Below are 12,572 nucleotides of genomic sequence, written 5' to 3' on the forward strand. Positions count from 1 at the left end.
CATAGTCATCAAAATTAATGAAATACAGTATACAGTTTTTTCTTTTAACACATTTCAAATTCCCTCAAAAATGGTATAATGGTAACATCACAAAATTGGAGAGAGACCATGAGTTTTTACAATCATAAAGAAATTGAGCCTAAGTGGCAGGGCTACTGGGCAGAACATCATACATTTAAGACAGGAACAGATGCATCAAAACCTAAGTTTTATGCTCTTGATATGTTCCCTTATCCGTCTGGAGCGGGTCTGCACGTAGGACACCCAGAAGGTTATACAGCGACAGATATCCTCAGCCGTTACAAACGTGCGCAAGGCTACAATGTCCTTCACCCAATGGGTTGGGATGCTTTTGGTTTGCCTGCAGAGCAATACGCTATGGATACAGGTAATGACCCAGCAGAATTTACAGCTGAGAACATTGCCAACTTCAAACGCCAAATCAATGCGCTTGGATTTTCTTACGACTGGAATCGTGAAGTTAACACGACAGATCCAAACTACTACAAGTGGACGCAATGGATTTTCACTAAGCTTTACGAAAAAGGCTTGGCCTATGAGGCTGAAGTGCCAGTAAACTGGGTTGAGGAATTGGGAACAGCCATCGCCAACGAAGAGGTCCTTCCTGATGGAACGTCTGAGCGTGGAGGCTATCCAGTTGTCCGCAAGCCAATGCGCCAATGGATGCTCAAAATCACGGCTTACGCAGAGCGCTTGCTCAATGACTTAGATAAACTTGATTGGCCAGAGTCTATCAAGGACATGCAACGCAACTGGATTGGTAAATCAACTGGTGCTAATGTAACTTTTAAAGTTAAGGGAACAGACGAGGAATTCACAGTCTTTACCACTCGTCCTGATACCCTTTTCGGTGCGACTTTTACTGTTTTGGCTCCTGAACATGAATTAGTAGACGCTATCACAAGTTCAGAGCAAGCAGAGGCAGTAGCAGACTACAAACACCAAGCTAGCCTCAAGTCTGACTTGGCTCGTACAGACCTTGCTAAAGAAAAAACAGGAGTTTGGACTGGTGCTTATGCTGTCAACCCTGTCAATGGTAAGGAAATTCCAATCTGGATTGCAGACTACGTCCTTGCTAGCTATGGTACAGGTGCGGTAATGGCTGTTCCTGCCCACGACCAACGTGACTGGGAATTTGCTAAACAATTTGACCTTCCAATCGTCGAAGTACTTGAAGGTGGAAACGTTGAAGAAGCTGCCTACACAGAAGATGGCCTTCACGTTAATTCAGACTTCCTAGATGGATTGAACAAAGAAGACGCAATTGCTAAGATTGTGGCTTGGTTGGAAGAAAACGACTGTGGTCAGGAGAAGGTTACCTACCGTCTCCGCGACTGGCTCTTTAGCCGTCAACGTTACTGGGGTGAGCCGATTCCAATCATTCATTGGGAAGATGGAACTTCAACAGCTGTTCCTGAAAGTGAATTGCCACTTGTCTTGCCTGTAACCAAGGATATCCGCCCTTCAGGTACTGGTGAAAGTCCACTAGCTAACTTGACAGATTGGCTTGAAGTGACTCGTGCAGATGGTGTCAAAGGTCGTCGTGAAACCAACACTATGCCACAGTGGGCTGGTTCAAGCTGGTACTACCTCCGCTATATTGATCCACACAATACTGAGAAATTGGCTGATGAGGATCTTCTCAAACAATGGTTGCCAGTAGATATCTACGTGGGTGGTGCAGAGCATGCTGTACTTCACTTGCTCTACGCTCGTTTCTGGCATAAATTCCTCTATGACCTCGGTGTTGTTCCAACTAAGGAACCATTCCAAAAACTCTTTAATCAAGGGATGATTTTGGGAATCAGCTACCGTGACCACCGTGGGGCTCTTGTGGCAACCGACAAGGTTGAAAAACGTGACGGTTCTTTCTTCCATGTGGAAACAGGAGAGGAGTTGGAGCAAGCGCCAGCCAAGATGTCTAAATCGCTCAAGAACGTTGTTAATCCAGACGACGTGGTGGAGCAATATGGTGCCGATACCCTTCGTGTTTATGAAATGTTTATGGGACCACTTGATGCTTCGATTGCTTGGTCAGAAGAAGGTCTGGAAGGAAGCCGTAAGTTCCTTGACCGTGTTTACCGTTTGATTACAAGCAAGGAAATTGTTACAGAAAACAATGGCTCTCTCGACAAGGTTTATAATGAAACGGTCAAAGCTGTCACAGAACAAATTGAGTCCCTCAAATTCAACACAGCCATTGCCCAACTTATGGTCTTTGTCAACGCTGCTAACAAGGAAGACAAGCTCTATGTGGACTACGCCAAAGGCTTTATCCAATTGATTGCCCCATTTGCACCTCACTTGGCAGAAGAACTCTGGCAAACAGTTGCGGCAACAGGTGAGTCAATCTCTTACGTGGCTTGGCCAACATGGGACGAAAGCAAATTGGTTGAAGACGAAATCGAAATCGTTGTTCAAATCAAAGGAAAAGTTCGTGCCAAACTCATGGTCGCTAAAGACCTATCACGCGAAGAATTGCAAGAGATTGCTCTAGCTGATGAAAAAGTCAAAGCAGAAATTGACGGTAAGGAAATCGTGAAAGTGATTAGTGTACCGAATAAATTAGTTAATATCGTTGTGAAATAAGATAGGAATCCTTCAGAGTAGAATCTGGAGGATTTTTTGAATGAAAATATAATTCTGTTTCCACCATCTCACCACTTAACATCTCATTTTAACCACTTATCTCAATAGTCGATTTTTCTTTCATTCTTTTTGTTAAACTGGTGAGGTAAAGAGGAGGAACTAAATATGATTTTACAAGCTAAACATTTGACTAAACGGTACGGCGATTATATGGCTGTTGACGATATTCAGTTAGAGTTTGAAAAAGGGAGTTTTAATGCTATTTTGGGTCCCAATGGTGCAGGAAAATCAACCACCATTTCCATGTTAATCGGTTTGAAAAAGCCGACAAAAGGTCAGATTCAATATGCGCCAAATACGAAAATCGGAGTAGTTTTTCAAGCTAGTGTACTGGATGAGAGGTTGACGGTTAGGGAAAATCTTACGATTCGTGCTCAACAGTATAAGGAGATTGTAGCAAGTCGTGTGGATGATTTGATCCATCAACTGGGTTTGACTGCTTTCCAGAAGCAACTATATGGGACTTTGTCAGGTGGGCAAAAACGTAGGGTTGATATTGCGCGTGCTCTTCTTTCACAGCCAGATATTCTTTTCTTAGATGAACCAACGACAGGTCTAGATATTCAGACTCGCAAAGCCATTTGGGATTTATTGTCTCGACTACAAAAGGATGAAGGGATGACTATTATCTTAACGACTCATTATCTGGATGAAGCGGATGAAGCGGATCAGATTTATATCGTTGATCATGGGAAAGTGATTGCGCAAGGTTCTGCGACGGCTATTAAAAGTCAGTATGCATCTAATATTCTAAAAATTCGTTTTAAAGAAATGAAGGGTTTAGAAAAGTTGCTACAGACTGGAATGACAGTAAAGGAAGAAAATGAGTTGGAATATCTTTTTTATCCAGGGACATCACTGGAAGCTATTGAATATTTGGCAAAAGTACGAGAAGAAATTGATTCTTTTGAGTTTCGTCCAGGTACCATGGATGATGCCTTTATTGCACTTACAGGAAGAGAGGTTCGGTAATGTTAGCTTTATTGAAACGGAATTTTATCTTATATTTTCGTAATCGTTCAGGAGTATTTTTCTCATTATTGGGGGCATTGATTTCCTTCCTCCTTTATATCATTTTTTTGCAGAAGAACTTGACGGATGCTTGGTCCCAACTCCCTGATAATACGAACCTTTTAAATAACTGGCTGATGGGTGGGACCTTGGCTGTGACTGGGATTACAACCAGTTTTACGGCTCTTACACAAATGGTACAGGATCGTGAAAATCAAGTGGATCAAGATCTCTTCTTGACAGATTTAGGTATCTGGGGTTTACAGATGTCCTATCTAATCAGTAGTATTGCCATTTCTTTTGTTATGCAGGTGTTTATGTTTGCTGTTATGGGGCTTTATTTTAAAGAAAGTCCAGTTATCAGTCATTTACCGGAAATTACTTTGATTATGTTGTTAAGTAGTCTGCTTTCAAGTTTGATAAATATTCTCTTGATTTATCGTTTTCAATCTGTAGATAGTCTTGGCAAACTGGCAACTATAGTGGGAACTGCTTCTGGATTTTTAGTAGGAACTTATGTCCCTATTGGAGTTTTACCTGATTTTGCACAGATTATCATGAAGTGTACCCCTGCAGCTTATATTGCTTCTCTTTATCGACAAATTTTAATGAAAGAACCATTAGAGACCGCATTTACAGGAAATAGCAGATTGTTAAAGGAATTTCAAGAAAAAATGGGAATCCAAATCAACTGGCAAGAACTATTGACAAAGGAAGAGACATACTTTATAGTGGTTAGTATCAGTTTCGTCGCTATTCTTCTTTGGCTTTTATTTGTTAAAGTGTTTAGCAGGAGAAAATAAAAGTATATTGGAGAGAAAATGAAGATTCGTTTTGAAATGAAGACAGAGTTTTCAGAAAAGGACCCACAGATTGTAATTCAGGCAGCTCAGTTAACTGACCAAGCAAGGGAAATCATGGAGTATTTAGAACAATTTTCAACGACCAATCAGGTGACCATTCCTATTCGAACGGATGATCATCTGGTTATGGTGAAAATTGAGGATCTTATTCTAGCAGATATCGATAAGAACTTGTTGACCATTTATACGGTAGACGGGATTTATAAAACTAAGGAAACATTGACAAACTTTCAGAATCGGATTAATCGGCGTAACTTTATACAGATATCACGCCATTCAATTATAAACATTGACCACTTAGAATCGTTATCAGATGGTTTTTCAGGGAATATGATGGCTAAAATGACTCGGGGCATCAAATCTAGTGTGAGTCGGAAATACGTTAAGTCCTTAATGAATTATCTAGGTTTATAGGAGAAAATCATGAAACGATTAATTGATTATTTTGTATCGGGAATGCGTACGGCTTCCTTCTTTTATTTGAGTATGATGTTATTAGCTCAGTGTTATCCAAGCATTACCTATCCTGAACCAATGACAAAAAATATTCTAGCTCTGTTTTTAATGGGTGGAATTATGGGGGTATTGACTTTAATACTTGAAAAGCTAGAGTTTCTTGCTTTTAGTATACGTGTAGGAGTTCATTTATTAGTGACGGCTACTATCTTAGTATTGACCTCTCTATTTTTTGGTTGGGGTTCAGCCTTGTGGAGTCCCTTGATTTGGTTCTTTTTCTTGTTAATTTATGGATTGATATGGTTGTATCAAGTCTGGCAAACTCACAAACTCACCCAACGAATTAATCAAGCCTTAGAGGATAAAAGACAGAAAACGGGTCACTAATATAGTGTTGAGGATGAAGTTTGAAGACAGTGCCAGTTTCCAAAGAGAACAATTTGTGATATAGTATTTTCAGCGTAAAACAAGGAGAAGAAAAATGCCAGTAAATGAATATGGTCAAATGATTGGGGAGTCAATGGAAGGTTATACACCAGGTGAATTGCCTTCTATTGATTTCTTAGAAGGGCGTTATGCTAGGATAGAGGCTCTATCGGTAGAAAAGCATGCGGAGGATTTATTAGCTGTTTATGGCCCTGATACGCCTCGGGAAATGTGGACCTACCTCTTTCAGGAACCAGTGGCAGACAGAGAGGAACTGGTTACTCTTTTAAATCAGATGATGGCTCGTAAGGACCGTTTTTACTATGCCATCATAGACAAGGCAACTGGTAAGGCTTTGGGAACTTTTTCTCTCATGCGCATTGACCAGAATAACCGAATAATAGAAGTGGGAACTGTCACTTTTTCTCCAAAACTCAGGGGGACACGGATAGGGACAGAAGCCCAGTATCTATTGGCTTGCTATGTCTTTGATGAGCTTAACTATCGTCGCTATGAATGGAAATGCGATGCTCTTAACATGCCATCAAGACGAGCTGCGGAGCGTTTGGGATTTGTCTACGAAGGAACCTTCCGTCAGGCAGTGGTTTATAAGGGGCGTACGAGGGATACGGATTGGTTGTCTATGATTGATAAGGACTGGCTTCAAGTCAAAGCTCGATTGGAAGCATGGTTGGATCCTGAAAATTTTGATAAAAATGGACGACAGCACAAGAGCTTGAGAGAGCTTTAAGAGGTGTCGAGATGATTACTATTAAAAAGCAAGAAATCGTCAAGCTCGAGGATGTTTTGCATCTCTATCAGGCTGTCGGTTGGACAAATTATACAAATCAACCTCAGATGCTGGAGCAAGCCTTGTCTCATTCATTAGTAATTTATCTGGCACTTGATGGTGATGCTGTGGTGGGCTTGATTCGTTTGGTTGGAGATGGATTCTCATCAGTATTGGTTCAGGATTTAATTGTTTTACCAATCTATCAGCGTCAAGGGATTGGTAGTGCCCTAATGAAAGAGGCTTTAGAGGATTACAAAGATGCCTATCAAGTCCAGCTGGTGACAGAAGAGACAGAAAAAAACGTGGGATTTTATCGTTCTTTGGGTTTTGAAGTCTTATCCACCTATGATTGTATAGGAATGACTTGGGTGAATCGAGAAAAATAACAAAACTTAAGCAAAGTTTAAGGATGGTCTAGTATCATATAGTCATTAAATAAAGACCTCCTAACTTTATTTAATGAAATCCTAAAACTTTTTTTCATCATAATCTCCTAATGAAGTCACCCAATCAGGTGGCTTTTTTGTGGGATGAGGTGATGGTAATAGAAATTTTTTGAAAAATGGTAGAATTTGAGAAAAGTTAAGCTAGTTTTAAGCTTCGTCTTGTATCATATAGTTATTAAATAAAGACCTCCTAACTTTATTTAATAAAATCCTAAACTTTTCTTTTTCATAATAATCTCCCTTAACTCCACCCAATCAGGTGGAGTTTTTTTGCTCTATTTCAGGCTTTTGGGGAGTGTTCTAAACAACATTTTCCGATAACTTTCGCTTAATCTTGAACGTCCTGTTGTACAGCGGTGAAAGCTTGCGAAGCTGAGAATGTAAATCTTTGACAAAATGTGTGAACTGTGGGATAATGGAGAGGAATTAAGGATTAGTTCTATATCATGGACTAGAAAAGACCCCAAGCTAACTTCCACATTAAGCTTGGGGTCTTTTTTGACACTATCTATCTTTGTTTAGCCATTTATCGACTAAGCGAAGGATGACACCGACCACAATCGGTCCGATGATAGTTTTAAGGATTAGTTCCATCATGGGCTATCTCACCTCCTTTCGTAGGCGGTGTAGCAGTGCCGTAGAATATTATACCACATAAGTGCTAAACTCGGGAGTCATCCAATCAGGTGGAGTTTTTTGGCTCTATTTCAGGCTTTTGGGGACTGTTTTAAACATCATTTTCCGATAACTTTTACTTAATCTTATAAACTTTATTGGACAGATTCTAAAGTTGGAGAAGCTGAGTAGATTAGAATGTAAACCTTTGACAAAATGTGTGAACTGTGGGATAATAAAAAGGAATTAAGTATTGTGTCTATATCATAGGCTAGAAAAGACCCCAAGCTCACGACCAAATAAGCTTGGGGTCTTTTTGACACTATTTGTCCTTGTTTAGCCATTTATCGACTATCCGAAGAACGACACCGACCACAATTGGTCCGATGATAGTTTTAAGTATTGTATCCATCATGGGCTATCTCACCTCCTTTCGTAGGCGGTGTAGAAGTGCCGTATAATATTATACCACATAAGTGCTAAACTCAGGAGTCACCCAATCGGGTGGCTTTTTTGTTTGTGGCTTGGATTTTTGATATAATAGAGCCATGAGTAGAATTTTAGATAATGAGATAATGGGGGATGAGGAGTTAGTAGAACGCACGCTCCGTCCTCAGTACTTACGTGAATATATTGGGCAGGATAAGGTCAAGGACCAGCTACAAATCTTTATTGAAGCTGCCAAAATGCGGGATGAAGCTCTGGATCATGTCCTCTTATTTGGACCTCCAGGCTTGGGAAAAACGACCATGGCTTTTGTTATTGCCAACGAACTAGGTGTCAATCTCAAGCAGACTTCGGGTCCAGTCATTGAAAAAGCTGGTGATTTGGTAGCGATTTTGAATGACTTAGAGCCTGGGGATGTCCTTTTTATTGATGAGATTCATCGCTTGCCCATGTCGGTGGAAGAGGTGCTTTATAGTGCCATGGAGGACTTCTACATTGATATCATGATTGGGGCTGGTGAAGGTAGTCGCAGTGTTCATTTGGAGTTACCACCTTTTACCTTGATTGGTGCGACGACTCGGGCTGGTATGCTCTCAAATCCACTACGGGCACGTTTTGGGATTACGGGGCATATGGAGTATTATGCCCATGCTGACTTGACAGAAATTGTCGAGCGGACGGCAGATATTTTTGAGATGGAAATCACTCATGAGGCAGCATCTGAGTTGGCCCTACGTAGTCGTGGGACCCCTCGTATTGCCAATCGTCTCCTCAAGCGCGTGCGCGATTTTGCCCAGATTATGGGGGATGGGGTTATCGATGATATTATTACCGATAAGGCTTTGACCATGCTGGATGTTGACCATGAAGGTCTGGACTATGTGGACCAGAAAATCCTTCGGACCATGATTGAGATGTACGGTGGTGGTCCTGTTGGTCTAGGAACTCTTTCTGTGAATATCGCCGAAGAGCGTGAGACAGTTGAAGACATGTATGAACCTTACTTAATCCAAAAAGGTTTTATCATGCGGACACGGTCTGGACGGGTGGCGACTGCTAAGGCATATGAGCACTTAGGTTATGAATACAATGAAAAATGAGCAAGAAATTCTGGAGGCTTTTAGAGAAAATCCGGATATGATGGCTATTTTGACTATCATCCGAGACCTTGGTCTGAAAGACTCGTGGTTGGCAGCAGGTTCTGTCAGAAATTTCATCTGGAATCTCTTGTCAGATAAATCACCTTTTGATTGTGAAACAGATGTAGATGTGATTTTCTTTGATTCGGATATTTCTTATGAGGAAACCTTGTATCTAGAGAAAAAGTTGAGAGAGGATTTTCCTCAGTACCAGTGGGAATTGAAAAATCAAGTCTATATGCACCTGCATAGCCCTCATACTGCTCCCTATATCAGTTCCAGTGATGCTATGAGTAAGTATCCAGAACGGTGTACGGCAGTTGTACTGCGCTTGAATGAAGAATCCGATTTTGAACTCTATGCACCTTATGGTTTGGAGGATATTTTGAATTTTCAAGTTCGTCCAACTCCTCATTTTTTAGAGAATGAAGACCGAATGGAACTCTATCAAACACGTTTATCCAAGAAAAATTGGCAGGAGAAATGGAAAAATTTGATTTTTAAAAATACTTAAGGAAACTTTAAGCTAGGAAGTGTATACTAAGTCCATAAGTTAAGAAGATCTTAACTTAAACTCCTAAAACTTTTTCATAATAATCTCCCTATAAAAATAGAGTCGCCCAATCAGGCGACTTATTTTTTTGAAAAATGGGCTTGGTGCCTGAGAATAATACTCAATGAAAATCAAAGAGCAAACTAGGAAGCTAGCCGCAGGCTGTACTTGAGTACGGCAAGGTGAAGCTGACGTGGTTTGAATTTGATTTTCGAAGAGTATAAATAGCTTAGTGATAGAAGAAAATAGGGAAATATGGTATAATGAAACGATAGATTTTTGAATAGGAATAAGATCATGTTTGGATTTTTTAAGAAAGATAAGGCTGTGGAAGTAGAGGTTCCGACACAGGTTCCTGCTCATATCGGCATCATCATGGATGGTAATGGCCGTTGGGCTAAAAAACGTATGCAACCGCGAGTCTTCGGACACAAGGCGGGCATGGAAGCATTGCAAACTGTGACCAAGGCAGCTAACAAACTAGGCGTTAAGGTTATTACAGTTTATGCCTTTTCTACGGAAAATTGGACCCGTCCAGATCAGGAAGTCAAGTTTATCATGAACTTGCCAGTAGAGTTTTATGATAATTATGTCCCGGAATTGCATGCGAATAATGTTAAGATTCAAATGATTGGGGAAACGGAGCGCCTGCCTAAGCAAACCTTTGAAGCTCTGACTAAAGCTGAGGAATTGACTAAGAACAACACAGGTTTGATTCTGAATTTTGCCCTCAACTATGGTGGACGTGCTGAGATTACACAGGCTCTTAAGTTGATTTCTCAGGATGTTTTAGATGCCAAAATCATCCCAGACGACATCACAGAGGAATTGATTGGCAACTATCTCTTTACCCAGCATTTACCTAAGAACTTACGAGATCCGGACTTGATTATCCGGACTAGTGGAGAATTGCGTTTGAGTAATTTTCTTCCATGGCAGGGGGCCTATAGTGAGCTCTATTTTACGGACACCTTGTGGCCTGATTTTGATGAGGTAGCCTTGCAGGAAGCTATTCTTGCCTACAATCGTCGTCATCGCCGATTTGGAGGAGTTTAGGAGGAGATATGACAAAGGATTTACAAAAAAGAACCTTGTTCGCAGGGATTGCCCTGGCTATTTTCCTACCAATTTTAATGATTGGGGGCCTTTTGCTTCAGATCGCCATCGGAATCATAGCCATGCTAGCCATGCATGAACTTTTGAAGATGAGAGGTTTAGAGACCATGACTATGGAGGGGCTCTTGACCCTCTTTGCAACCTTTGCCTTGACCATTCCCTTGGAGAATTACCTGACTTTTTTACCAGTTGATGGGAATGTGGTTGCTTATAGTGTGTTGATTTCAATTATGTTAGGAACAACTGTTTTTAGCAAGTCCTATACGATTGAGGATGCTGTTTTCCCTCTTGCTATGAGTTTTTATGTGGGCTTTGGTTTTAATGCTCTCTTAGATGCTAGAATTGCAGGTTTAGATAAGGCACTATTAGCCTTGTGTATTGTTTGGGCAACAGATAGTTGTGCTTATCTTGTAGGGATGAGATACGGTAAACGAAAATTAGCGCCAAGGGTATCACCCAATAAAACCTTTGAGGGATCTTTTGGTGGTATTTTAGGAGCTATCTTGATAACAATTGTCTTTATGATTTTTGATAGGACAGTTGCTCTTCCGTATGGAATTTACAAGATGTCAGTCTTTGCTATTTTCTTCAGCATTGCTGGACAATTTGGTGACTTACTAGAAAGTTCGATCAAGCGTCACTTTGGTGTTAAGGATTCTGGGAAATTTATCCCTGGACATGGTGGTGTTTTGGATCGCTTCGACAGTATGTTGCTTGTATTTCCAATCATGCACTTATTTGGACTCTTTTAGAGAAAGGAAGATAGAATGCTCGGAATTTTAACCTTTATTCTGGTTTTTGGGATTATTGTAGTGGTGCACGAGTTCGGACACTTCTACTTTGCCAAGAAATCAGGAATTCTAGTGCGTGAATTTGCCATCGGTATGGGCCCAAAAATCTTTGCTCACATTGGCAAGGACGGAACGGCCTATACCATTCGAATCTTGCCTCTGGGTGGCTATGTCCGTATGGCTGGTTGGGGTGATGATACGACTGAAATCAAGACAGGAACTCCTGTCAGTTTGACCCTTACTGATGATGGTAAAGTTAAACGCATCAATCTCTCAGGTAAAAAATTGGATCAAACAGCCCTCCCTATGCAGGTGACTCAGTTTGACTTTGAAGACAAGCTCTTTATCAAGGGTTTGGTTCTGGAAGAAGAAAAAACCTTTGCAGTAGATCACGATGCAACGGTTGTAGAATTAGATGGAACTGAGGTTCGTATTGCACCTTTAGATGTTCAATATCAAAATGCAACTATCTGGGGCAAACTCATTACCAACTTTGCAGGCCCTATGAATAACTTTATCTTAGGTGTCGTTGTTTTTTGGATTTTAATCTTCATGCAGGGTGGCGTCAGAGATGTTGATACCAACCAGTTCCATGTCATGCCCCAAGGGGCTTTGGCTAAGGTAGGAGTGCCAGAAACGGCTCAGATTACCAAGATTGGCTCACATGAGATTAACAACTGGGAAAGCTTGATCCAGGCTGTGGAAACAGAAACTAAAGATAAGACGGCCCCAACTTTGGATGTGACTATTTCTGAAAAGGGTAGTGACAAACAAATCACTGTTAGTCCTGAAGAAAATCAAGGCCGTTACCTTCTAGGTGTTCAACCGGGAATTAAGTCGGACTTTCTATCTATGTTTGTGGGTGGTTTTACAACCGCTGCTGATTCAGCTCTCCGAATTCTATCGGCTCTGAAAAATCTGATTTTCCAACCGGATTTGAACAAGCTAGGTGGACCTGTTGCCATCTTTAAGGCAAGTAGTGATGCTGCTAAAAATGGAATTGAAAATGTCTTGGACTTCTTGGCAATGATTTCCATCAATATTGGGATTTTTAATCTTATTCCGATTCCAGCATTGGATGGTGGTAAGATTGTGCTCAATATCCTAGAAGCTATCCGCCGCAAACCATTGAAACAAGAAATTGAAACCTATGTCACCTTGGCCGGAGTGGTCATCATGGTTGTCTTGATGATTGCTGTGACTTGGAATGACATTATGCGACTCTTTTTTTAGATAATCGAGGAAT

At 40.8% G+C, this 12,572-nt stretch carries 14 protein-coding genes; 12 read left to right on the forward strand and 2 right to left on the reverse strand.

The window, feature by feature from the left end:
• Positions 1–108: 108 nt before the first annotated feature.
• The 7 genes from leuS (at position 109) to ACN076_RS02455 (ending at position 6,605) form a co-directional block, all read left to right on the forward strand.
• Complete coding sequence (gene leuS, locus ACN076_RS02425; RefSeq protein WP_265476495.1) at positions 109–2,610, forward strand: leucine--tRNA ligase; 2,502 nt, start codon at positions 109–111, stop codon at positions 2,608–2,610.
• Positions 2,611–2,775: 165 nt separating this feature from the next.
• Complete coding sequence (locus tag ACN076_RS02430) at positions 2,776–3,642, forward strand: ABC transporter ATP-binding protein (protein ID WP_265476494.1); 867 nt, start codon at positions 2,776–2,778, stop codon at positions 3,640–3,642.
• Positions 3,642–4,484: an ABC transporter permease gene (locus ACN076_RS02435; protein WP_173277626.1), complete on the forward strand. Its 843-nt coding sequence runs from the start codon at positions 3,642–3,644 to the stop codon at positions 4,482–4,484. The genes ACN076_RS02430 and ACN076_RS02435 overlap by 1 nt, the downstream gene beginning before the upstream one ends.
• 18 nt (positions 4,485–4,502) lie before the next feature.
• Positions 4,503–4,958: a LytTR family DNA-binding domain-containing protein gene (locus tag ACN076_RS02440; RefSeq protein ID WP_061758904.1), complete on the forward strand. Its 456-nt coding sequence runs from the start codon at positions 4,503–4,505 to the stop codon at positions 4,956–4,958.
• A gap of 9 nt (positions 4,959–4,967) precedes the next feature.
• Positions 4,968–5,387, forward strand: coding sequence for a DUF3021 domain-containing protein (locus ACN076_RS02445; protein WP_061758903.1), 420 nt, complete (start codon positions 4,968–4,970; stop codon positions 5,385–5,387).
• 94 nt (positions 5,388–5,481) lie between these two features.
• Positions 5,482–6,177 (forward strand): GNAT family N-acetyltransferase, encoded by a 696-nt coding sequence (locus ACN076_RS02450; protein ID WP_061758902.1) that lies wholly within the window; start codon positions 5,482–5,484, stop codon positions 6,175–6,177.
• 11 nt (positions 6,178–6,188) lie between these two features.
• Positions 6,189–6,605 carry a GNAT family N-acetyltransferase gene (locus ACN076_RS02455; protein ID WP_057487809.1) on the forward strand — a complete coding sequence of 139 codons (417 nt, stop codon included), beginning with the start codon at positions 6,189–6,191 and terminating at the stop codon, positions 6,603–6,605.
• Positions 6,606–7,169: 564 nt separating this feature from the next.
• Here ACN076_RS02455 and ACN076_RS02460 read toward each other — a convergent pair.
• Positions 7,170–7,262 (reverse strand): type I toxin-antitoxin system Fst family toxin, encoded by a 93-nt coding sequence (locus tag ACN076_RS02460; RefSeq protein ID WP_000970294.1) that lies wholly within the window; start codon positions 7,260–7,262, stop codon positions 7,170–7,172.
• Between the two features lie 340 nt (positions 7,263–7,602).
• Entirely contained in the window at positions 7,603–7,695 is a 93-nt protein-coding gene (locus tag ACN076_RS02465) for a type I toxin-antitoxin system Fst family toxin (protein ID WP_000969508.1), read from the reverse strand.
• Positions 7,696–7,828: 133 nt separating this feature from the next.
• On the opposite strand from ACN076_RS02465, the gene ruvB reads away from it, so the two are divergent.
• The 5 genes from ruvB (at position 7,829) to rseP (ending at position 12,559) form a co-directional block, all read left to right on the forward strand.
• Positions 7,829–8,827 (forward strand): Holliday junction branch migration DNA helicase RuvB, encoded by a 999-nt coding sequence (ruvB, locus tag ACN076_RS02470; RefSeq protein ID WP_079114808.1) that lies wholly within the window; start codon positions 7,829–7,831, stop codon positions 8,825–8,827.
• Positions 8,808–9,380, forward strand: a complete 573-nt coding sequence (locus tag ACN076_RS02475; protein ID WP_061758900.1) for a nucleotidyltransferase family protein — start codon at positions 8,808–8,810, stop codon at positions 9,378–9,380. Before ruvB ends, ACN076_RS02475 begins: the two co-directional genes overlap by 20 nt.
• A gap of 336 nt (positions 9,381–9,716) precedes the next feature.
• A complete protein-coding gene (locus ACN076_RS02480; RefSeq protein ID WP_033680789.1) occupies positions 9,717–10,475 on the forward strand; it encodes an isoprenyl transferase in 759 nt (252 codons plus the stop codon).
• Positions 10,476–10,483: 8 nt separating this feature from the next.
• Positions 10,484–11,287, forward strand: coding sequence for a phosphatidate cytidylyltransferase (locus ACN076_RS02485; protein WP_061758899.1), 804 nt, complete (start codon positions 10,484–10,486; stop codon positions 11,285–11,287).
• A gap of 15 nt (positions 11,288–11,302) precedes the next feature.
• Complete coding sequence (gene rseP / locus ACN076_RS02490) at positions 11,303–12,559, forward strand: RIP metalloprotease RseP (RefSeq protein ID WP_265476492.1); 1,257 nt, start codon at positions 11,303–11,305, stop codon at positions 12,557–12,559.
• The last annotated feature ends 13 nt before the right edge of the window (positions 12,560–12,572 follow it).

Source organism: Streptococcus sp. K0074 (assembly GCF_048843365.1).
Taxonomy (GTDB): domain Bacteria; phylum Bacillota; class Bacilli; order Lactobacillales; family Streptococcaceae; genus Streptococcus; species Streptococcus mitis_BM.